19 protein-coding genes are annotated in these 22,039 nt (G+C 72.4%); 9 read left to right on the top strand and 10 right to left on the bottom strand.

Annotated elements, in window-relative coordinates:
- The first annotated feature begins 28 nt into the window (after positions 1-28).
- The 6 genes from menC (at position 29) to WG209_RS02425 (ending at position 6,502) form a co-directional block, all read left to right on the top strand.
- Entirely contained in the window at positions 29-1,141 is a 1,113-nt protein-coding gene (menC, locus tag WG209_RS02450) for an o-succinylbenzoate synthase (RefSeq protein WP_337173408.1), read from the top strand.
- A 12-nt stretch (positions 1,142-1,153) separates the two neighbouring features.
- Positions 1,154-2,293 carry a M20 family metallopeptidase gene (locus WG209_RS02445; protein WP_337173407.1) on the top strand — a complete coding sequence of 380 codons (1,140 nt, stop codon included), beginning with the start codon at positions 1,154-1,156 and terminating at the stop codon, positions 2,291-2,293.
- Positions 2,294-2,321: 28 nt separating this feature from the next.
- Positions 2,322-3,134 (top strand): hypothetical protein, encoded by an 813-nt coding sequence (locus WG209_RS02440; protein ID WP_337173406.1) that lies wholly within the window; start codon positions 2,322-2,324, stop codon positions 3,132-3,134.
- 87 nt (positions 3,135-3,221) lie between these two features.
- Positions 3,222-4,496 carry a tetratricopeptide repeat protein gene (locus tag WG209_RS02435; protein WP_337173405.1) on the top strand — a complete coding sequence of 425 codons (1,275 nt, stop codon included), beginning with the start codon at positions 3,222-3,224 and terminating at the stop codon, positions 4,494-4,496.
- 81 nt (positions 4,497-4,577) lie between these two features.
- Entirely contained in the window at positions 4,578-5,042 is a 465-nt protein-coding gene (locus WG209_RS02430; protein ID WP_337173404.1) for a response regulator, read from the top strand.
- Between the two features lie 224 nt (positions 5,043-5,266).
- The gene (locus WG209_RS02425) at positions 5,267-6,502 is read left to right on the top strand and encodes a heparan-alpha-glucosaminide N-acetyltransferase domain-containing protein (RefSeq protein ID WP_337173403.1); all 1,236 of its coding nucleotides are present in this window, start codon (positions 5,267-5,269) and stop codon (positions 6,500-6,502) included.
- 32 nt (positions 6,503-6,534) lie between these two features.
- On the opposite strand, the gene WG209_RS02420 is transcribed toward WG209_RS02425, so the two are convergent.
- The 4 genes from WG209_RS02420 to WG209_RS02405 form a co-directional block, all read right to left on the bottom strand.
- Positions 6,535-8,934, bottom strand: coding sequence for an MMPL family transporter (locus WG209_RS02420; protein WP_337173402.1), 2,400 nt, complete (start codon positions 8,932-8,934; stop codon positions 6,535-6,537).
- A gap of 114 nt (positions 8,935-9,048) precedes the next feature.
- Positions 9,049-9,474 carry a PIN domain-containing protein gene (locus WG209_RS02415; protein ID WP_337173401.1) on the bottom strand — a complete coding sequence of 142 codons (426 nt, stop codon included), beginning with the start codon at positions 9,472-9,474 and terminating at the stop codon, positions 9,049-9,051.
- On the bottom strand, positions 9,467-9,715 hold the full coding sequence (locus WG209_RS02410) for a ribbon-helix-helix domain-containing protein (RefSeq protein WP_337173400.1): 249 nt from the start codon (positions 9,713-9,715) through the stop codon (positions 9,467-9,469). The genes WG209_RS02415 and WG209_RS02410 overlap by 8 nt, the downstream gene beginning before the upstream one ends.
- An 86-nt stretch (positions 9,716-9,801) precedes the next feature.
- Complete coding sequence (locus tag WG209_RS02405; RefSeq protein WP_337173399.1) at positions 9,802-11,286, bottom strand: Nramp family divalent metal transporter; 1,485 nt, start codon at positions 11,284-11,286, stop codon at positions 9,802-9,804.
- A 225-nt stretch (positions 11,287-11,511) separates the two neighbouring features.
- Between WG209_RS02405 and WG209_RS02400 the strand changes: the two genes are divergently transcribed.
- From WG209_RS02400 to WG209_RS02390, 3 genes are all read left to right on the top strand, one after another.
- On the top strand, positions 11,512-12,672 hold the full coding sequence (locus WG209_RS02400; RefSeq protein WP_337173398.1) for a serine/threonine-protein kinase: 1,161 nt from the start codon (positions 11,512-11,514) through the stop codon (positions 12,670-12,672).
- Between the two features lie 25 nt (positions 12,673-12,697).
- The gene (locus WG209_RS02395) at positions 12,698-13,438 is read left to right on the top strand and encodes an alpha/beta fold hydrolase (protein ID WP_337173397.1); all 741 of its coding nucleotides are present in this window, start codon (positions 12,698-12,700) and stop codon (positions 13,436-13,438) included.
- An 89-nt stretch (positions 13,439-13,527) separates the two neighbouring features.
- On the top strand, positions 13,528-16,740 hold the full coding sequence (locus WG209_RS02390) for an amidohydrolase family protein (protein WP_337173396.1): 3,213 nt from the start codon (positions 13,528-13,530) through the stop codon (positions 16,738-16,740).
- A gap of 280 nt (positions 16,741-17,020) precedes the next feature.
- Here WG209_RS02390 and WG209_RS02385 read toward each other — a convergent pair whose 3' ends face one another.
- The 6 genes from WG209_RS02385 to WG209_RS02360 all read right to left on the bottom strand — a co-directional run bounded on the left by WG209_RS02385 (position 17,021) and on the right by WG209_RS02360 (position 22,032).
- The gene (locus WG209_RS02385) at positions 17,021-18,067 is read right to left on the bottom strand and encodes an isocitrate/isopropylmalate family dehydrogenase (RefSeq protein ID WP_337173395.1); all 1,047 of its coding nucleotides are present in this window, start codon (positions 18,065-18,067) and stop codon (positions 17,021-17,023) included.
- Between the two features lie 186 nt (positions 18,068-18,253).
- Positions 18,254-19,618 (bottom strand): hypothetical protein, encoded by a 1,365-nt coding sequence (locus WG209_RS02380; protein WP_337173394.1) that lies wholly within the window; start codon positions 19,616-19,618, stop codon positions 18,254-18,256.
- Between the two features lie 34 nt (positions 19,619-19,652).
- On the bottom strand, positions 19,653-20,591 hold the full coding sequence (locus tag WG209_RS02375; protein ID WP_337173393.1) for a class II aldolase/adducin family protein: 939 nt from the start codon (positions 20,589-20,591) through the stop codon (positions 19,653-19,655).
- Positions 20,592-20,652: 61 nt separating this feature from the next.
- On the bottom strand, positions 20,653-20,931 hold the full coding sequence (locus tag WG209_RS02370; protein WP_337173392.1) for a EutN/CcmL family microcompartment protein: 279 nt from the start codon (positions 20,929-20,931) through the stop codon (positions 20,653-20,655).
- Complete coding sequence (locus tag WG209_RS02365; RefSeq protein WP_337173391.1) at positions 20,928-21,743, bottom strand: hypothetical protein; 816 nt, start codon at positions 21,741-21,743, stop codon at positions 20,928-20,930. The genes WG209_RS02370 and WG209_RS02365 overlap by 4 nt, the downstream gene beginning before the upstream one ends.
- 31 nt (positions 21,744-21,774) lie before the next feature.
- The gene (locus WG209_RS02360) at positions 21,775-22,032 is read right to left on the bottom strand and encodes a EutN/CcmL family microcompartment protein (protein WP_337173390.1); all 258 of its coding nucleotides are present in this window, start codon (positions 22,030-22,032) and stop codon (positions 21,775-21,777) included.
- Positions 22,033-22,039: the final 7 nt, after the last annotated feature.

Genomic DNA, 22,039 nt, shown 5'->3' with positions numbered 1-22,039 from the left:
CGCGGGCGATCCGCTCGATGCTGGCGGCATGCGTATCGAACAGATCGACCTGGCCGTCGTCCGACTGCCGCTGATCCGCCCGTTCCAGACGAGTTCGAGCCGGAAGGCCCACCTGGATCACATCCTGGCGAGGGTCGTCGTCGACGGCGTCGAGGGATGGGGCGAGTGCGCCAGCCCGTCGGATCCGTTCTACTGCCCCGAGACCGTCGAGACCTGCTGGCACGTCCTGCACGACTTCCTCGGGCCGATGACCCTGGGCAAGCCCTGGGAGACCATCGAGGAATTGGTCGGCCTGTATGGCAAGGTGAAGGGGAACGGCTTCGCCCGCGCGGGGCTGGAGATGGCGTGCTGGGACGCCCTGGCCCGCTCGCGGAAGCAGCCGCTGCATCGCCTGCTGGGGGGGACGCGGTCGGAAGTCCTCTCGGGGGTGAGCCTGGGGATCGAGTCGGACGTCGGCGCGGTGTTCGAAAACATCGACCGGTATCTCGGCGAGGGATATCGGCGCGTCAAGCTGAAGATCGCCCCGGGCTGGGACGTCGACCTCGTCCGCCGGGTCCGCGAGCGTTACCCGGACCTGGCGCTCCAGGTCGACGCCAACTCGGCCTACACGCTGGACGACGTCGACCTGCTGAAGCAGCTGGACGACTTCGACCTGCTGCTGATCGAGCAACCCCTGGCGCACGACGACATCATCGACCACGCCAGGCTCCAGGCCGCGCTCAAGACGCCCGTCTGCCTGGACGAGAGCATCCACTCGGCCGACGACGCCCGCAAGGCGATCGACCTGGGGGCGTGCCGGGTGATCAACATCAAGGTGAGCCGAGTCGGCGGGCCGCTGGAGGCGCGCCGGATCCACGACGTCTGCGCCGCGAGGGGCGTCCCGGTCTGGTGCGGCGGGATGCACGAGTTCGGGATCGGCCGCGCGGCGAACGTGGCGGTGGCCAGCCTGCCGGGGTTCTCCCTCCCCGGCGACGTGTCCGGGTCGGACAAGTACTATCGCGAGGACGTCGTGGAGCCGCCGGTGCTGGCGACCCGGGGCGCGATCGCGATGTTCGAGGGGCCGGGCCTCGGCGTCGAGCCGGTCCCCGACCGGATCCGCAAGAACACCCTCCGCGCCGCGACCCTCCGCGCCGGCGCCTGACCCGAGCCCGCCATGAACCCCAACGCCGTCCGATCGTTCGTCGATGCCCGGCTGGAAGGCTACCTCGCCGAGCTGAAGGGGCTGGTGGAGCACGAGTCCCCCAGCGGCGACAAGCCGCGGCTGGACGCCCTCGCCGGCAAGATCGCCGCGCGTTGGGGGGGCCTCGGCGGCGTGGTCGAGCGCGTGGCCAACGAGGGGGGCGGCGACCACCTCGTCGGCCGGTTCCCCGGCCCGGCGGGCGAGAGGCCGGCGCTGGTGGTCGGCCACTTCGACACGGTGTGGCCCGTCGGCACGATCGACCGCATGCCGTTCCGTCGCGATGGGGGCCGCCTGCGCGGACCCGGCGTGTACGACATGAAGGCCAGCCTGGTCCTCGTCGCGGCGGCGTTCGAGGCGTTCGCCGCGCTCGGGCTGGCGCCCAGGCGGCCGGTGACGGTCGTGTTCACGTCCGACGAGGAGGTGGGGAGCACGACCTCGCGGGGGCTGATCGAGGCCCTGGCGCGCGAGAGCGCCCACGCGCTGGTGCTGGAGCCGCCGCTTGCCGACGGCTCCCTGAAGACGGCGCGGAAGGGGGTCGGCCGGTTCGCCGTGGAGGTCGAGGGCAGGGCGGCGCACGCGGGGGTCGCCCCGGAGCTGGGGGCGAGCGCCGTGGTCGAGCTGGCCCATCAGATCCTGAAGATCCATGCGCTCAACGACCCGGCCGCCGGGACGACGGTGAACGTCGGGACGGTGGCGGGGGGGACCACGCCGAACGTGGTGCCGGCGCGGGCCTGGGCCCAGGTCGACGCCCGCGCCGTGACGGCCGCGGGGGCCGAGGCGCTGGAGGTCGCGATGGCCGGCCTGGCCGCCGTCACGCCCGGGACGCGCGTGAAGGTCGCGGGCGGTTTCAACCGCCCCGCCATGGAGCGCACGCCCGCGATCGCCGCCCTGTTCGAGAGGGCGCGGGGTGTCGGGGAGGCGCTCGGCCTGGCGCTGACGGAAGGCGCGACCGGCGGCGGCAGCGACGGCAACTTCACCGCGGCGGCCGGCGCGCCGACGCTCGACGGCCTGGGGGCGCTCGGCGGCGGCGCCCACGCCGACGACGAGCACGTCCTGGTCGACACGATCCCCGAGCGGGCGGCGCTGCTGGCCGCGCTCCTGATGGAAATCTGAAACCGTGTACCCGCGAGAGAACGTGGACATGTCGAGCCTCCGACGCGTGCTGGAAGGGGGCGTCGTCCTGCGACGCGCCGAGACCCCCGAGGACTACCGCGCCTGCCAGAAGGCCCAGCGCGAGGCGTGGGGGCTGCAGGACGACGGGTACGTCATCCCGGTCGCGACGATGGTCGGCGCGAACCTCCACGGCGGGCTGGTGCTGGGGGCGTTCGAGCCCGACGGCGCGGCGGTCGGGATGTCGTTCGGGTTTTTGGGGAGGGTGGAGGGGCGGACGTGCCTCTACTCTCAGCTCACCGGGGTCGTGCCGGGCCGGCAGTCGCTGGGGCTGGGGCGGGAGATGAAGCTGCTCCAGCGCGACTTCGCCCGCGCCGAGGGGCTGTCGGCGATCGCCTGGGCGTTCGACCCGCTCCAGTCGGGCAACGCCCGATTCAACCTCGCGCGGCTGGGGGCCCGCGTCCGCCGCTACGTCGACGACATGTACGGGCCCCGGACCGACGCCCTCAACGCGGGCGTCCCGACCGACCGCGTCATCGCCGAGTGGGACACGACGGGGGACCCCCGGCCGATCGAGGAGCCCGGGGACGCGCCGAGCCTGATCGTGACGCGCGGCGGCCTGCCCGTCGCCGTCCCCGCGCCGGCCGGGGACCTGCTCTGGCTCCCGATCCCGCGCGACGTCGCCAACCTGCGCCGCGACGCGCCGGAGCTGTCCGAGGCCTGGCGCAAGGCCGTCCGCCAGGCGATGACCGCCGCCTTCGCCGCCGGCTACGAGGCCGCGGGCTTCCTCCGCGAAGACGAGCCCCGCTGCGGCTACATCCTCCGGAGGCGCGACGCGGATTGACGGGCGGGCGGGCGGGCGGGCATGATCGAACCGGTCGGGCGATCGCCCCTCGACGCCCACGAATCTCCTCTCTCCACGGGCGAGGTCATGGCCAGTCCATCACAAGCGGAGTCGACGGCGCGAGGCGCGGGCGGGGGCCGGAAGGGCCGTCGCTGGGCGGTCCCGGCCGTGCTCGCGGCGATCGCCCTGGCGGCGGTCGCGGCCTACGCGGCGTTCGCCTCGCGCGCGCCGGACGACCCCGACCTGCTCTGGGCCGAGGCGCAGGCGGCCCTCCGCCAGGACCGCGTCGACGAGGCCGGCCGGCTCCTCGACCGGATCGCCGCCGCCCGCCCCCCCCGGGACGAGGATTGGATGCTGCGGGGGCAGGTGGAGGTCGCGCGGGGGCATCCCGACGAGGCGATCGCCGCCCTGGCCGAGATCCCCGACTCCAGCCGATACGCCCCGACGGCCCGGCTCCTCGCCGGCCAGGTCGAGCTGAGGCGGGACCGCGCGCGGCACGCCGAGGCCCTGCTGCGCGAGGCGATCCGGCTGGACCCCGGCATGGCCCAGGCCCGTCGCGAGCTGATCTTCATCCTGGGGATGCAGCTGCGGCGCAAGGAGCTGAACGAGCAGTTCGCGGCGCTCTCGGAGGTCACGACCCTCCAGTTCGAGAACCTGTTCCACTGGGGCCTCATGCGAAGCTGCCTGTGGGAGCCGGGCGAGGTCGCCCAGACGCTCGGCAACTACCTGGAGGCCGACCCCGACGACCTGGAGTCGCGCCTCGCCCTGGCGGACAACAACCGCCGGCTCGGGCTGTACGAGGAGGCCGAGGAGGTGCTGGAGCCGGTCCCCGCCGACGACCCCCGCGCCCTGGCCCTGCGGGTCAACATCCTGATGGACCGTCGCGAGGAGGACCGGGCCGAGGAGCTGCTGGAGCAGGGCCCCCCCGACGACCCCGAGCTGGCCCGCCTCCGCGGCCGCTCGGCGCTCGCCCGCCGCGACGGCGCCGCGGCCCTCCGCTATTTCCGGATCGCCTACGAGCACGACCCGGCCAATCGCGACGCCGTCTTCGGCCTGATCCATGCATATGAGTTGCTCGGGCGGCCCGAGGAGGCCGTCCCCCTCCGCCGCGAGGCGGAGGCGCTGGAGGCGTTCAACTCGCTCATCCAGCGGATGTCCACCCCCGGCGGTCGCGAGGATCCCGACATCATCGAGAAAGCCGCCCGCGCCTGCGCCCGCGCCGGCTTCATCCCCGAGGCCCGAGCCTGGCTCAACCTCGCCATCGCCCGCGATCCGCTGGACGCCGCGGCGCAGCAGTCGCTTTATCGTTTCAACGAGCAGCACCCCCCGGAACGGCGGGACCGGCCCGCGGGGGGGCGATGAGGATAGGCGGGCGGGAGGGACTTCGGCCGCCGGCACGAGACTTGCATTTAAGCTCAGCCGCCTGACGGCGGGGGGACCACAATGGATATCGATACGAAGGACGGGACGGGCGACGATCGTCACGTCCTGATCATCGACGACAACGAGGATCTCGCCCTTTCGCAGGCGGCCCTCCTGAGATATTACGGCTGTCGCGTCGAGGTCGCGCACGACGGGCGGGAGGGGTTGCGGCTGGCGACCCAGCGCGCCTTCGACGTGGTGTTCGTCGACATCGGCCTGCCGATCATGTCGGGATATGACGTGGCGCGGGCGATCCGATCGGCCCTGGACGACCCGCCTGTCCTGCTGGCGCAGACGGCGTACGGCCAGCCGGAGGACGTCCGGAAGTCGTGCGAGGCCGGGTTCGACGCCCACCTCGTCAAGCCAGTCGACCCGAGCGAGGTCGTGCGGTTCGCGCTCGACGGGCCGCGGGCCCTGAACCGCCCGCTCTCGATGCCGGACGACGGGTCCTCGAAGTCGATCTGGAACTTCCGCCACTCGGCCTGAGCGTCGCCGACTCCGGACCGATCCTCGCCCTCCCCATCTCCCCCCTCGGCGAGCAATCCGAAACGATTCGTCGCGAGCCGCGACGCGCGGGGCGTCCGTCCCCGCGCGTCGCGGCCGGGATGCGCCCCGTTGCCGGCGCGATGGCGCGCCGGTTAGGATCGTGCGACCCCATCGCCCCGCCCCGCGGGGCTTTCCCGTCGCTCCTCAAAGATCGAGGGCCGCCCATGAGCCTCGCCCCGCCGTCGCCGACGTCGTCGCCGCGGATCGTCTCGATGGACCAGTTCCGCGGCTACACCGTCGCGGGGATGTTCCTGGTGAACTTCGTGGGGGGGCTCAAGGCGCTCCCGGAGGTCATCAAGCATCACGACCATTACTTCAGCTATGCCGACACCATCATGCCGGCGTTCCTCTTCGCGGCCGGGTTCTCCTACCGGCTGTCGGTGGTGAAGCGGCTGCAAAAGGCCGGATCGGTCGGGTATGGGCGGTTCCTCTGGCGGTGCCTGGCGCTCGTCCTGATCTCGATGGTGATGTACGGCGCGGAGGATTTCGGCGTCGGCAAGTGGGAGGAGCTGTCCGAGGCGCCGGGCAAGTTCCTGCTCGGGATCCTCAAGGCGGATCTGTGGGAGACGCTGGCGATCATCGGCGTGGCCCAAATCCTGATCATGCCGGTGATCGCGGCCGGCTTCCGAACGCGGCTTTGGACGGCCGTCGCGTTCATGGCGATCGCGCTGGGGCTGGCGTACTCCTTCAACGTCTTCTTCATCTACGGCCTCCCGAACTGGGTGGACGACCTACTGGGGATCACCGGCAAGGGGGCGTGGGACGGCGGCCTGTTCGGGCCGTTGAGTTGGGCCGTGCCGATGCTGTTCGGGACGCTGGTGTATGACGTCATGATCGCGCATCCCCCCATGGTCGCGGCGAGGAAGCTGCTGACCTGGGGGCTGGTGCTCTCGGCGCTCGGGTACGGGCTCAACGGGCTGGCGACCCTGTACGACACTCGGCACGGGTCGGTCGAGGTCGCCGGGAAGGACGTGGCGGCCTCGCCGGTGGTCCCGCCGTTCGCGAACGCCTCGGGCCGGTCGGTCGCGTCGCTGATCCCGACGCCGCCGTTCGTCCAGCCGCCGCCGAAGGACGTCCTGCCGGTGAACTACTGGCAGGTGAACAAGAAGCTGGTGAGCCTGCCGTTCGTGCTGCTCTCCGGCGGGCTGGCGATCGCGATGTATGCCCTGTTCATCCCGGCCTGCGACGTCGCCGGGAAGCGGCTCGGCCTGTTCGGGACCCTGGGCATGAACCCGCTGGCCGCCTACGTCATCCACCACTACGTCGCGGGGGCCGTCCGGGGAGTGACGCCCAAGGACTCCCCGCTGTGGTACTGCCTGATCGCCCTGGCGGTCTTCTACGTCATCTCCTACATGTTCGTCCGCTCCCTGGAGAAGCGCGACATCTACCTCAGGCTCTGAGGTCGGAGACCCCTCGATCGCCGAGGGCGCGGTTAGGCGCTCTCGGCGGGGGAGGGGGCGACGCGAGCCGGCGGGTCGGTCGCCGGTCGGGGCTTCTGGCGTCGGCGTTCGTCCAGGGTGAGGCAGGCGGGGATGAGGATCAGGTTGCCCAGGGTGCTGCCGCCGGTGGCGACGGCCACCATCGTCCCGAAGTTGACGAAGGGCTCGAACTCGCTGGAGCGCAGGGCGAGGAAGCCGATCGCCACGGCCAGGCTGGAGAGGAGCACCCCCGGCCCGGAGACGGCGTAGCTGGCGAACAGGCTGCGGCGGAAGCCGCGAGACCGTCGCAGGCGCTGGTACTGGATGAGGCAGTGGAAGGTGTCGTCCACCGAGAGGCCCAGGGCGACGCTCGCCACGAGGGCGGTGGCGATGTCCAGCTTGATCGACATCCAGCCCATCAGGCCCAGCACTAGGGCCACGGAGATGAGCGTCGGCAGGAGGGCGAGCACGGCGAGCTTGAGGTTGCGGAACGCCAGGGCGAGCATGGCCAGGATGCCGAACGCCGACCAGGCGAACGTCCCCCACTGGGTCGCGACCACCCCCTCGGTCGTCTTGGTCATCAGGTACGAAAGGCCGGTCAGGCCGGCCTCGGGGCCGAACTCGGCGCGGGCGGCGGCCTCGGCGCTCCGGAAGATGGCGGTCTTCACGTCGGCGGGCTGCTGCTCCAGCAGGCGGACGACGATCCGGGCCTCCTTCGCCTCGGGGTTCCAGAAGGTGTCCATCAGCTCCGCCTGGGGAGACGCCGCGATCAGGTCGAGCTTGCCGGCCAGCACCCGGGCGCGGGCCTCGGCGTCGAGCGCGGCGATGCGGCCGTCGGGGTCGAGGACCGTCGCGAGGGAGAGGACCCGCCCGACCGCGCCGGGGCGCTCGGGGGCCAGGCCCCGGATCGCCTCCTCCACGCGCGCCAGGCCGGCGACGGCGTCGGCGTCCAGGCCCGAGGCCAGCGGGACGACGAGGTCGACCACGCCGATCCCGCCCAGCTTCGACTCGACCGCCTTGTAGTCGCGCACCACGCGCGTCTCGGGCCGGAACAGGTTGATGTAGTTCGTCTCGTAGGTCAGCCGGAAGATCCCCAGCGACAGCGGCAGGGCGAGGAGCGCGACGCCGGCGACCACCGCGACGGGGCGGCGATGGACGGCCAGCGTCAGCCGGTCCATGGCCGCGGCGACGCGCGATCGCGAGCCCTGGCGGACGGGCAGCTCCATCGGGAACGGCGGGAACATGGCGACCGGCGCCAGGACCATCACCAGCACCGCGGCGGTGAGCGTGCAGGCGCCCAGGATCGCCCCGAACTGGCGGATCGGCACCACGTCGCTGGTCATCAGCGCGATGTAGCCGATCGCGCCGGTGACCGCCGTCCAGAAGATCGGCGTGGAGACCTTCCGCAGCGTGACGAGCGCCGCGTCGCGCGGGGGGAGCTTGCGGCGGTTGTCGCGGAAATGGATCGCCAGGTGGCTCGCCGCGGGCATCGTCAGGACGATGATCTGGGCCACCAGCGGCCCGCCGGAGAGGGACAGCCGGATGTTGAGGCGGTGAAGGAGGGTCTCGGTCGCCAGCCAGACCGTCCAGCCGGAGACCATGGGGACGATCGCCCACCAGACGCTGCGGACGGCCGTGAGCATCACCAGCGCGATGAGGACCATCCCCACCGCGGCCAGGCGACGGCCGTCGATCTCGATGGCGGCGAAGCCGTCGGCCAGCAGGACGGGGGGGCCGACGACCGCCGGGGCCGCCAGGCCGTGGCGAGCGGCGAAGGCGTCGGCCCGGTCGCGCAGCTCCTTCACCGTGGCGATCACGTCGTGCTCGGCCGTCCTCCGCAGCCGGGCCACGACCGCCGTGGACGTGGCCGAGCCGTCGATGAGCGTGCCGACGAACATGGGGTGCGCCGTCAGCCGGTCGCGGATCGCGGCCAGGCGCGGGGCGTCGACCGAGCGGACCGCGCCGCCGACGGTCATGCTGTTCGACTTCAGGTCGATGTTCTCGACCGCCCGTCGCGCCGCGTCCATGGCCGCCTTGCGGGCGAACGCCGGGAGCCTGTCCAGGGCCAGCAGCGCGTCGTCGAGCGCCCAGGCCAGCGGCATGGCGTCGATCGACTCCACCCCCCGGACCCCCGGGATCTCGGAAGGGGCGACGGCCGCCGCCAGCTCCGCGGCGCGGTCCATCCCGGCGGGGGTGACGACGTCCGGGTCGTCGTAGGCGATGAAGACGACGTTGTCGTCCCCGAACGTGGCCGACGACGCCTGATACGCCTTCAGGTCCGGGTCGTCGTCCGCGAAGAACGACGCGATGGACTGCTCGTACCGGACATGCTCGCCGAACGCGACCAGGTACGCCAGCAAGGCCAGCACGCCCGCCCCGACGACGTAACGCGACCGCAGCAAGAATTCGAACACGGGGCGCGACGTCCTTCCCGATGGTGGATCCCGACGGCCCCATCCCTGTCGCGGCCGCCGTCAATGGCGGTCCAGTTTACCGATTTTAGGGGCCCGGGAGAACCGACGGGTCGGTCATTGCGCCGAGGGGATGATTCGGAGGGATCGGTTGCGTTTCAGGCGGATGATGGAAAAATCCCGGCGATCTAGCGTGAAGACGACGCGGATCCGCTCCCGCTCGGCCAGATACGCGATTGAGGCATCGGCGAGTTGGAGCCCGATATCCTCGTAGCGGCTCATGATCCTGGCGATGGGGGCCATGTCTTCCGTGTCGAGGGCGAGAAGCCGGAACAGGCCGGCGGCGTGGGCTTCCTGGATGTGATCGAAGGGACGCGGTTGCCCTCGGAGGAGCCAGGCGGCTTCCGTCAACACCGGCCAGCATGTCAGCAAGGGAGGGGAGAGCGAGGCCAACGTCTTAACGCAAAGCTGGTGGTAGGCGTCTCGAGAGGCCAGGAGCGCGACCAGGGGGCCGGTGTCCAGGAGGACGGAGCCTTCAACCACCGCCGCCGAATCCTTCCATGTGAGCCGGGTTGGTGCTGAGGTCGGCGGGGGTGTCCTGGTAGACGCCGAGGATCCCCAGCCGCCGCGCGATGTCGTGGCAGGTCTCCGTAGGCTTGAGGCGTTCGAGGTGTTCGCGCACGGCTTCGCGAGCGAGGTCGGAAGGGCTGACCCCGGCGGCTTTCGCCTCGGCCTCCAGGCGGCGCTTGAGGGCGGGGTCGACTCGGAAGCTGATTCGGTCCATGGCCCGGTCCCTCCCCAAATGGCGCGGCCGCGCCTGGACTGTCAGCCTATCGGACCTCGTCGGGATCGGTCAAGCGTCGCGCGTGGTCACGACTCCAGCATGCTCCGCGCCAGGTCGTAGACGCTGTAGCCGGCGACGGCGGTGATGGCGAGGAAGGCGAGCCAGGTGAGGGCGCCGCTGAGTTTGGAGGCGGCGACGCGGGGGTCGACGTCGCGGCGGGACAGGTAGATGGTCGAGCCGGCGATCAGGGGGAGCATCAGGCCCTGGGCGATGCCGCCGGCCTTCACCAGGCCCAGCGGCTCGCGGACGGCGTAGTACAACCCCAGGGCGATGGCCGGGTAGATGACGGAGAACACCTTCACGGCGCGGACGCGGGCTGCGTCGTCGGCGGGGCGCCAGACGCCGGCGACGTTCAGGAAGTCGACGCTCATCCGGGCGTTGGCGGCGGTCGCGACGTACAGCGTCTTGAACAGGACGGCCCACGCCCCCAGCAGGAAGGCCACGCGCACGCCCCCCCGGAGCGGGGCCAGCGGCGTCCCCTCCAGCGGGCCGAGGTACATCGACGCCAGGATCGGCAGCATCTGGGAGCCTTCGGGGTGCAGCCCCTGGGGGTGGAGCACCGCCGCCCCCAGCATGTAGAAGGCGACCGTCGCGATCGTGAAGACGGCCATGCTCACCCAGGCGTCGAGCTGCATCACCCGCGTCCAGCCCCGGGCGCGGCCGACCCACGCGGAGTCGTCCCCCCCCGCGGGCCTGGGGCCGACCGACCTCGCGTAGCCCTTCTCGATGCACCAGTAAGGGTAGGCGACCAACTCCGTCGCCCCGACGCCCGTGATCCCGAACGCCGAGAACGCCAGCCCCACCGCCCCCACCGGCAGCGCGAACGTGAAGCCCGAGGCCACCTCCGACCAGCCGAAGCCGAACCGCGTCCACTGCAGCACCGCGACGGCCGCGACCGTGAACAGCGTCACCGCCGCCACCATGATCGTCGTGATCCGCTCCAGCCGCTTGTAGCCGCCGGAGAGCAGCAGCGCCGTGGCGGCGATCGTCGTGAGCGCCGCCCAGAGGTACTCGTGGCGCGACCGGAAGAACTCGCCCCACGTCGGCACGATCGCGCCGATCGCGCCGGCCATGGCCTCGGACGCGGATGGGAACGCCATGTGCGCCGCCTGGCCCACCAGGCCCTCCATCGCGCCGATCTGCGCCTGGGTGGCCAGCATCATGACCAGCCAGAGCCAGCAGATCCACGAGGCCCCCAGCCGCGGCCCCGGCATGTCGTCGAAGGCCGCCAGCGTCGTCTTGCCGCGCGTCAGCGCGTACCGGCCCAGCTCGATCTGGACGAAGACCTTGACCACGCAACTGAAGAGGATCAGCCACAGCAGCGTGAAGCCCGCCTTCGCCCCCAGGCCGGTCGTGGCGATCAGCTCGCCGGTGCCGACGATCGCCGCGGCGACGACCAGGCCCGGCCCGACCCTCCCGAGCGCGCCTAGCAGCGTCTTCGGCGCCTCCTCGACGGCGTCGGCCGGCCGGGCGTAGAGGTCTTCGGCTTCATCGCGCGCTCGTTCGTCCATCGATCCCGGCTCCCGTCCGAATCACCTCGTCCGCCCTAGCGGGCCCCATCCTAAAGGCGCGCGCCGGCCGACGCCACCGCCCCGCGGCCGTGGCCGCGAACCGGCGCGCGTGGAGTCTCGGCAACATGCCCGGGACCGTCCCGGCGCGCGGCCTAGCGTTCTCTCGGGAGGTCGCCATGGGGAGCGGCCGGGAACCGGGACGACCCAGGAGGCCACGCGACCACCATGATCGCCGTGAACCAATCGCCGCGCCGGGGCCCTCGCCCGGCGTGCCCCGACGCCCTCGGGACGGCCCTGTCCATCGCGACGCATCCGCTCGACCCGCCCACCTGGCACGGCCCCCCGGGGATCAGCGAGGTCCCGACGAGCATCCCCGAGCCCCACGCCAGGGCGGGCGGGTCGCAGCTCCGGCCGTTCCAGCGGATCGGCCCCTATCGCCTGATCGTCCGCCTCGGCCGGGGCGCGCAGGGGGAGGTCTGGAAGGCGGTGGGCGAGATGGGCCCCGGCTTCGTGGCCCTGAAGATCCTCACGCCCGGCCTCTCGATCAACCCTCGCCGCCTGGCCCAGTTCCGCCGCGAGGCCGAGCGCGGCGCGCGGCTCGTCGGGCCGTCGCTGCTGCGCGTGGCCGACGCCGGCGAGGCCGACGGCTGTTTCTACATGGCCATGCCCTACGTCGAGGCCGTCACGCTCCAGGACGTCGTCCGCGAGCGCCGGCTCCATCGCATGGGCGACGACCCCGACCCCGTACACCCCCTCGTCGAGATGGAGGACCCGGCCTATTACCTGGAGACGACGCGGATCATGGCGGGCGTCGCGAGGGCGCTCCACCGCGTCCACGTCCACCGGGTCGCGCACCGCGACGTCAAGCCGGGCAACATCCTGCTGGAGCGCCGGGCGCCCTTCGGCGCGTTCCTCTGCGACCTGGGGCTGGGCCGCGACCTGGACCACGCGACGGTCGACCAGATGCGCGACGGCGCGGGCACGCTCCTGTACATGGCCCCGGAGCGGCTGCTGAAGGCCCCGGCCGACGAGGTCCTGGCCGACGTCTACTCGATGGGCGCCACGGCGTTCGAGGCCCTGACGCTCGGGCGACGGCTGGAGACGATCCGCGGCGTGCCGACGCCGGCGCTCCCGCCGATGCTCGCCCGCGCCCGCCCGCGCGCCCCTCGGGAGGTCGACCCGAACCTCCCCGCGAGCCTGGAAGTCGTGCTGCTGCGGGCCCTGGAGCGGGCGCCGGGAGACCGCCACCGATCGGCCGGCGAGCTGGCCGACGACCTGGAGGCGGCCATCCCGCGGGCCCGCCGGGAGCTAGGGCTTGGCGACCCGCCTCGCCCTCACGTCCTCGACCGTCGGCGCCATCGCGCCGCGCGACGCGAGGTCCGGTAGACTGGCGGCGGGAGGACCGCCGGCCATGCGCGAGACCGCCGGCCCCCCCTGCCTGGCCATCCACGGCCTGGGGGGCGGGCCCTATGAACTCCAGCCCCTGACCGAAGCCCTCCGCGCCGCGGGCCGCCGCGTGGAGGCCGTAACGCTCCCCGGCCACGACGGCCCCGGCCCCGTCATGCCCGCGTCGACGTGGCCCGAATGGGTCGCCGCCGTCGAGGCGCGCGTCGACGAGATCGCCCGCGATCGGCCGCCGGTCCTGATCGGCTTCTCCACCGGGGCGACCATCGCGCTCCACGTGGCGAGCCGACGGCCCGTCGACCGGCTGGTCCTCGTCGCGCCGTTCCTGGCGATCCGATACACCGGCCGGTTCTCGCCGCTCGCCTCGGCGGCGGTCCGGGCGCTCGCTCGCCTCCTCCCCGACATCCCCCGCCGTCGCCCGGCGGTCCGCGACCGCGAGGCCCGCCGCCGCCTCGCGGCTCTCGACCGCTTCCGCACCTTCAGCCTCCCCGCCGCGGCGTCGGCGCTCGACCTGATCGGGGCCGTCACGCCCGAGTTGGGCCGGATCGAGGCGCCGACGCTGATCGTCCAGGGGAGGCGCGACACCGTCGTCGAGCCCTCCCGCGCGGCGTGGCTCCTGGGCCGCCTGGGCTCGCGCGACAAGCGGCTCGTCATCCTCGACCGCTGCGACCACCTGGCCGCCCACGACCACGACCGCGACCGCCTGGTCGCCGAGGTCCTCGCCTTCCTGGGGGGCGCGGAGCCCTAGCGGCCCGCTGGCGGCACGTCGGCGTCGCCGGTAAGCTCTGGGGGCGGGGCCGACGGCCGGCTCGCATCGAGAGGCGGGGGAATTGACGCATGGGCATGATTAGGTGGCGTGGTCTGACGATCCTCGCGCTGGCGCTCACGGTGGCCTGGCCCCGGGCGACGGCCGCCGACGAGGCCCCGGCCGACGTGGTCCTCGCCGGGGGCACGGTCGTCGACGGCACGGGCTCGCCCGGGGCGAGGGCGGACGTCGCGATCAAGGGGGATCGGATCGTCGCCGTGGGCGACCTGTCCGGCATGGCCCGCGCGCGGACCGTCGACGCGACCGGGCTGGTCGTCGCGCCGGGGTTCATCGACCTGCACACGCACTCCGATAGCGGCATCGTCGGCGGGCAGTCGCGGCTGAACCTCAACTACATCGCCCAGGGCGTCACCACGATCGTCACCGGCAACTGCGGCTCCGGGCCGATCGACGTCGAGGCGTACCTCGGGCGCGTCGACCGCGCCGGCGCGGGGTCGAACGTCGTCCACCTGCTCCCGCACGGCGCGCTCCGGCGCGAGGTGATGGGCGTGGAGGACCGCGAGCCGACGGCCGAGGAGATGGCCCGCCTCAAGGCCCTGGCGACGAAGGCGATGGACGCCGGCGCGTGGGGGATGTCGACGGGCCTGATCTACGTCCCCAGCCGCTACGCCCGGACCGAGGAGCTGGTCGAGCTGGCGACGCTCGTCCACGGATACGGCGGCATCTACGCCAGCCACATCCGCGACGAGGGGAGCGGCCTGCTACGCGCGGTCGACGAAGCCCTGACGATCGGCGAGCGGTCGGGCGCGCCGGTCCACGTCTCCCACCTGAAGGCCGGCGGCCGGTCGAACTGGGGCAAGACGGCCGACGCGTTGGAGCGGATCGCCGCCGCCCGCGCCTCCGGTCGCGTCGCCACGGCCGACCAGTATCCATACGTCGCGTCGAGCACGTCGCTGGGGGCGATGGTCGTCCCGCACTGGGCCGTCAGCCTGAGCAAGGAGGAGTTCGCGAAGCTGGCCGACGACCCGGAGAAGGGGGCGGAGCTGCGGCGAGAGATCCAGCGGTCGCTCGACGGGCGCGACGGCGGCGCGGCGATCCGACTGGCCCGCTACGCTCCGAAGCCCTCTCGCGTGGGGAAGGACCTGGCAACGATCGCGAAGGAGGAGGGGACGACCCCGCTGGAGATCGTCCTGGACATCCAGCGCAACGGCGGGACCCAGGCGATCAATTTCAGCATGAGCGAGGACGAGGTGCGCGAGGTGATGAAGTCGGACCTCGTCGCGACCGCCTCCGACGGCGGCGCCCGGGGCGCGCCCGACGACACCCGCCCGCACCCGCGCTCGTTCGGGACGTTCGCCCGCAAGATCCGCTACGCCTTGGATGATCGCGTCATCACGCTTGAGCACGCCATCCGCTCCGGCTCCGGCCTGCCGGCCGCGATCCTGGGGCTGGTCGACCGCGGCGTGATCCGGCCGGGGGCCTACGCGGACGTCGTCGCCTTCGACCCGGAGACCTTCCGCGACAAGGCGACGTTCGACGACCCGCAGCAGTACGCCGAGGGGATGAAGCACGTCTTCGTCAACGGCGTCGCCGTGATCTCCGACGGCGTCCTCCCCCCGTTCCCGGCGAAGGACGACAAGCTCCCCGGCCGCGCCCTGAGGCTCAAGAAGGATGGCCCGGCCGACCTGGTGCTGATCCCCGGCCGGATCTGGACGGGAGACCGGGCGAACCCCTGGGCCGAGGCCCTCGCCGCGCGCGGCGGCGAGATCGTCGCCGTCGGCTCGCGCGACGAAACGATGCGCTGGAAGGGGCCGTCCACGCGCGTCGTCGAGGCCCCCGGCGCGCTGGCGACGCCCGGCCTCGTGGACGCGCACGGGCATATCGAGATGCTCGGCGCCAGCTTCCTCCAGCTGGACCTGCGCGGCGTGGCGTCCCTCGACGAGGTCGCGGCGAGAGTCAAGGAGCGCGCCGCCGCGCTGCCGCCGGACGCCTGGATCCTGGGGGCGAGCTGGGACCAGAGCCTCTGGCCCGGCGAGGCCTATCCCGACGCCGCCGTGCTCGACGCCGCCGCGCCGGGGCGTCCGGTCTGGCTGGCTCGCGTGGACGGCCACGCGGGCTGGGCCAGCACCGAGGCGATGAAGCGAGCCAAGGTCGACGCGGCGACCCAGCCGCCGTCGGACGGCCAGATCCATCGCGGCCCCGACGGCAACCCCACCGGGATCTTCATCGACGGCGCGATGGGGCTGATCGACCGCGTGGTCCCGCCCCCCTCGCGCGAGGAGGTCCGCGCGCGGATCCTCGCCGCCCAGGACCACATCCTGGCGCGTGGGCTCACCGGGGTCCACGACGCGGGCGTCCCGAGGCGCGTCGCCGAGGTCTTCGACGAGCTGGACCGCGAGGGGCTGCTGAAGCTTCGCTGTTACGCGATGACCTCGCCGCCGGGCGGCAAGGAGGCCGAGGCGCTGGCGACGCCGCCGGCCGATAGGCCGGCCGGGAGCCGGTTCGAGATGCGCGGGGCCAAGCTGTTCATCGACGGCGCGATGGGCTCCAGCGGCGCCCTGCTGTTCGAGCCCTACGCCGACGACCCGACCAACAAGGGGCTCCTCCTGATCGACCCGGCGACGCTGGAGGCCGCGACCGTCGCCGGGCTCAAGAACGGCTGGCAGGTGGCCGTCCACGCGATCGGCGACCGGGGCAACGCGCTGGTTTTGGACGCCTTCGCCGCCGCGCGGAAGGCCGTGCCCGAGGCGACCGACCCGCGATTGCGGATTGAGCACGCGCAGGTGGTGCGCCGGGAGGACGTCGCCCGGTTCGCCGAGCTGGGCGTGATCGCGTCGATGCAGCCCTCGCACGCCAGCGACGACATGCGCTGGGCCGACGCCCGGCTTGGCCCCGGCCGGGTCGACGGCGCCTACGCGTGGCGTTGGTTCCTCGACGGAGGCGTCCGCGTGGCGTTCGGCAGCGACTTCCCGGTCGAGGTGGTTGACCCCCAATGGGGCCTCTACGCCGCCGTCACGCGCCAGGACCGCGAGGGCCGTCCCGTCGACGGCTGGCACCCCGACCAGCGCATGAGCCTGGAGGAAACCCTCCGCGCCTTCACCGCCGAGCCCGCGTTCGCCGCCTTCGCGGAAGACCGCCAGGGCGTCCTCAAGCCCGGCCTCCGCGCCGACGTCACCGTCTTCGACCGCGACCTGTTCAGCGTCCCGCCGGCCGAGATCCTCGAATCGAAGGTCCGCTGCACCGTCGTCGACGGCGAGGTGGTCTTCGATTCGGCCCGGCCGTAAGGGCAGCCGATCCCGCGTCGTGGGGAAGCTGGCGACGAGCATAACGACAAGAGTCCCTTCTCCCCCCGTGGGAGAAGGTGCCCCGGAGGGGCGGATGAGGGGGCGCGAGCGGAGGCCGTGGGGATCCCCCTCATCCGGCCTTCGGCCACCTTCTCCCACGAGGGGAGAAAGAAGGATGGACGGCTCCTCGGCGATGCTTTCGACGGAGTGCCACCAGGGGAGAAGTGGGCAGGCGGTCTTCCCCGCCGCGGGGTTCAATGGAGCGGATAACCCCGCGTCCTCAGCCGGGCGTCAGCGAGGACGCGGCCAGGCGGCGGGTGACCTCGGCGGCGACGGCCTCGGTGAAGGTGGCGGTCGTCTCCTGGCCGCCGAGGTCGCGGGTGCGGGTCCCCTGGCGGAGCAGGCCGAGCGTGGAGTTCTTCACGGCCTGGCCCAGCGCGATCTCGCCGATCTGGTACAGCAGCATGGAGAAGGCGAGGAAGATGGCCGTGGGGTTGGCCAGGCCCTTGCCGGCGATGTCCGGCGCGGTGCCGTGGGCGGCGTCGAACAGGGCGACGCGGACGACGGCCGAGGCGTCGAACGCCAGGTTCGCGCTGGCGCCGATGCCGAGCGAGCCGGCCAGGCCGCAGGCCATGTCGGAGAGGAAGTCGCCGTACTCGTTGAGCACCAGGACGATCTGGAACTTCTCCGGCGCCATGATGACCTTGCCGAGCATGGCGTCGAACAGCTCGACGTTGTGCGGGACCTCGGGGAACTGGTCGGAGATCTCGTCGGCGACCTTCTCGAACAGGCCGTCGGTCGCCTTCTGGATCGTGTACTTGGACGAGCTGGTGACGCGCTTGCCCGTCTTCCGCGCCAGGTTGAAGGCGTAGCGGGCGGCCTCGCGGACGGGCCGGCGCTCGACGATGCGCAGGCTGACGGCGCCGTCCTCGCCGATCATGCGGCCGGGGTCGTCGTAGGTGCCGCCGGTGGCGATGCGGACGATGTCCAGGTCCAGCTCGCGGCGGAAATTCGTGGGCACGCCGGGGATGGTGTAGACCGGCCGGTGGATGACCGAGAGGTCCAGCCGCCGCCGGAGCACGGCGTTGGGGCTCTCCTCGGTCGTCGCCGTGGGATGCTTCAGCGCGACCTTCGTGTCGAGGATCGTCTCGACCGCCTCGTCATAGATCGCCATCCCGCGCGCCCGCCGGCTGTCGACCCGCAGGTCGACCGGGATGAACTCCAGGCGGACGGGGAGCGACTCGGCCAGGCGGTGGACCGCCGCCGAAAGCTCGGCCCCGATGCCGTCGCCGAGCAGCTCCGTGACGCGATAGGACGGGCGGTTCATCGACTTCCTCTCTCGACGCGAGTACCCCGGCCAGCTCCCCCGACGGAGCGGGCGGACCGCTTCATTATAAGCTGGTAGGGCCTCGTGACGAGGGAGCAGGGGCCGGATCGCCGCCGTTCGGGCCGCCGCGCGGGCTGGATGGCGACCCAGCCCGCGGGACGAATCGAAGGGATGACGGGGGCCGCCTCAGCGGCCCAGGCCGAGGCGGGCGCGGTGATAGGCCAGGCGGTCGGTCGGGCTCATCTTGCCGAAGTCGGGGCGGCCGTCGGCGGTGACGGCGAACGACGGGGCGCCGTGCTCGTTCTCGCGCGACGGGCGCGATTCCGTCACCAGCGGCTTCGACGGGACGTGCCAGCCGTTGCCGCTGGCGGCCCCGTTCGTCGAGGCATGGCCATTCGTCGAGGCATGCCCGTTCGTCGAGGCATGGCCGTTGGCCGAGGGCTTCGCCGCGTGGATCGACGGCGCGGGGGCGGGCGCCTGGGGCGTGGGCGCCGGCGACGGCGGGACCGTCACCATGTTGCCGCCGCCGTAGCTCATCGACTGCGTCGTGAGCTTCAGGTCGTCCTCAAGCGTCCGCAGGGGGGTGGTCCCCAGCTTGCCGAGGACGGCGTGGTAGGCCTTCACGGCGTCGACCGGCTTGATGAGGCCGTCGACGATCAGGCGGAGGAACTGCACGAACGCGAGCTGATTCTCCGCGTTGTTGATCTTCCGCCCGTAGAGCGCGACCCTCGCGCCGTGCTTCTGGGCGTCGTGCAGGAGCTGGAAGGCGTCGAGCGTGGTCCCGGAGGAGCCGCCGAGGATGCCGACGATGAGGTGGGGGTCGAAGCGGACCAGCTCCTCCATCGCCTTCGGCCCGTGGTAGACGATCTTGAGGAAGACCGGACGCCCCGCCGGGGCGACCCCCGCCAGCATCCGGGTGATCATGTCGTTCAGGTAGAACGGCAAGGTCTCGGGCGCGAGGCCGGTGGGGACGTTGGGGTCGAAGACCTCCAGGAAGTAGCGGAATCCCTTGCGCTCGGCCTCCTCGCGGAAGGCGTGGAAGCGCTCCAGCGTCTCCAGGTCGCGGCGCAGGTCGTTGTTGAAGGTGACGCTGTAGAGGCCCAGGTTCGCCCCCAGCGAGCGCTCCTCGGGCTTGCAGTCCAGGTGGCCGCACATCGCGTGGTCGAGGCTGGCGGTGCGGAAGGGCCGCGCGGCCTCCGCGGCGTAGGACGAGCCGCGCGCCAGGAAGATGTCGGTCGTGTCGTTGGCGCGGATGGCGGGCGTGACGGGCGAGCCCTCGAACAGCCGTTCGGCCAGCGTCAACGCATAATTCGAGCTGGCCGACATGAGCATGATGTCGACCAGCTCTTGCTTGGTGATCAGCCGCATCTGCTGGCGGTATTCCTCCAGCGTCTTGAAGCGGACCTCGCCGGCGTGCAGCTCGGGCGACTGCCCGGGGGCGCCGAGGCCCGTGGCCATGTCGGCGTCCTTGGCGTCGGCGAGGATGAACTCGCGGCAATTGTGCGGGTCGGCGTGGATCGCGGCCAGCTTCCGATCGAGCGACTTCTGCATCTCAGCGGCCCCCCAGGCCCAGCCCATGACCGTGTTACTTGGACGAGCCGTTCAGAGCGGCCATCACCTGGTCGGTGATCGACTTGACGACGGCCTCGACGTCCGCGCCGGCGGCCTGGCCGTTCGCGGCGGCGTTCGCGGCGGGGAACTCGGCGCGGCCCGTGGAGCAGCCGCAGGTGGAGGTCTCGCCGGCCTGGGCGGCCTGCTCCATCAGCTTGGGGTGGATGAAGACGCGCGGCTCGGGGGAGAAGTCGCCGTAGCCCTCGCGGAACAGGCTGTTGCCGCAGAGGTCGCAGTTCTCCAGCCCGCGGGTCAGCCGGGGGTCGGGGATGTTCAGCTTGGGCTTCAGGTTGATCAGCTCGGCCGCCTTGTCGTCGCCGTAGTAGTTCACCCGGCCGAGCTGCTTGGCCAGCAGCAGGATGCGGCAGTAAGCGTCGATGATCTCGGTCTTGAAGTAGGCGTCCTCAAGGTCCGTGCCGAGCGTCAGCGTGCCGTGGTTGGCCAGCAGGATCGTCTCGGTGTCCTTGACGTAGGGGAGGATGGTGTCGGCGAAGGCCTGGCCGCCCGGGGTCTCATACGGGGCGATGGCGACCTCGCCGAGGAACACCTCGATCTCCGGCAGGACGCACTTCGGGATCGGCTCGCGGGCGACGGCGAAGGCCGTGGCGTGCGGCGGGTGGCAGTGGACGCAGGAGCGGAGGTCCGGCCGGGCCTTGAGCGCCGTGAGGTGCAGCAGCATCTCGCTGGAGCGCTTGCGCTTGCCGGAGATCTGCTTGCCGTCCATGTCGATGATGCACAGGTCGTCGGGCTTCATGAAGCCCTTGGAGACGCGCGTCGGCGTGCAGAGGACGCGGTCCTCGCTCAGCCGGTAGCTGATGTTGCCGTCGTTGGCCGCCGCGAAGCCCTTGTTGTAGATCCGGCGGCCGATCTCGCACATCTGCTCCCGCAGCTTCCACTCGTTCTGGACGCTCATGGCCGCTCTCCTCGCTCCGCGTTGGACAGAAGGATGGTTTCGTGAAGATCCGCTTGTATGCCTAGAATGAGATCCGGTCGATGAGGCACGCGCAGTAGGCATCGACCGGGGTGAGCGTTTTGCCGAAGGGGTTGGCCGCCTCGCCCCCCTCGCTGAGCCCGACCAGGCCGCCGACGTCGACGCCGAGGCGGTCGTAGGCCACCAGCTCCTCGCCCCGGTCGGGCGCCCCGTCGCGGAGCGCGGCCAGGGGCATGGGCCTGACGATGGGGAAGCGGGCGCCCAGGAGGCTCGGGTGCGCTCGCGAAAGGGTCACGCGGCCGATCACCTCGACGATCCTCACGGCGTCCCTCCCATCCGGCCGGCGAACGGGTCGCGCGGGGCTCCCGCCCGGCGGAACGCGGTCGCGAGCTGCTTGATCCAGGCGATCGACTTCCCCGACGGGTCGACCACGATCAGGTTGGCCCCCAGCGACCCGGTGGCGCGGTGGACGTCGGCCGGCTCGCCGGCGAACGCGGCGCGGACGCCCTGCGACTGGCAGGCGCGCCAGACGGCCGTCGGGCCGTCGGCGGTGACCAGCACCGCGCCCCGGCCCTCGCCGGCGCCCAGCCAGGCGACCGCGGCGTCGACGTCGGGCTCCAGCTCGCTCCAGCCCCCGGCGTCCTCCAGCAGCGACCGCCGCAGCGCGGCGAGCCAGCCGGGGCCGGGCTCGATCGCGAAGGCCCACTCGCCCCGGGCCGCCGCGGCGACCTCCGCCACCCCGGCGAGATGGATCGTGACGCCCCTCTTCTTGAGGAGGTCGCGGGCCAGGGGGGTGATCACGGTCCCGGCGGCGACGCGGATCGTCGCCCCCGGCGCGACGGCCTCGGCGTGCTTCTGCCCGAACAGGCGATCGGCGAAGACGGCGGGTTGAGTCGGCGTCGGCGTCTGGAACGGCGTCGGCGCCTGGAACGGCGTCGGGGGGAGGGTGGCGACGCGGGCGATCGTCGGCGACGCGACGCGCGCCGGGCCGAACATCTCGGCGAGCACGGCGCGGACGGCCTCCTCGACGGCGCGGATGGGGTCGACGGCGCGCGTCGGGGCGAAGCCGGCCGGGAAGAGTCCCGGGGCCGTGCCCTGTCGCGTCCTGTCGAATCCGGTCCACGCCTGCGTCATCGCGATCGTCCCGCCTTCTCTCTCTCTCGGGTCAAAGGTCGTCGGGGAGGCCCATCACGCTCCAGCGTCCGGGGGTGTCGCGGCCGAGCATCGACCGCAGGATGGCGCCGTCGCTGGTGAGCAGGACGCGGTCCCCCTTGCGGGCGCCGAGCCGGTCGAAGGCCAGGACGGGCTCGCCGTCGGGCCGGCCCCCGGCCCCTTCGAGCTGGACGACCAGGAGCCGTTCCTTCTCGAAGGTCGGGTGCTTGACGGTGGAGGTCGCCGTGGCGACCACGCGGCCGAGCTGCATCGGGCCT

The sequence above is a fragment of the Paludisphaera sp. genome (assembly GCF_037189885.1).
Lineage (GTDB): Bacteria > Planctomycetota > Planctomycetia > Isosphaerales > Isosphaeraceae > Paludisphaera.
The sequence above is the reverse complement of the archived record's forward strand: the minus strand, read 5'-3'. Positions and strand labels throughout refer to the sequence as shown.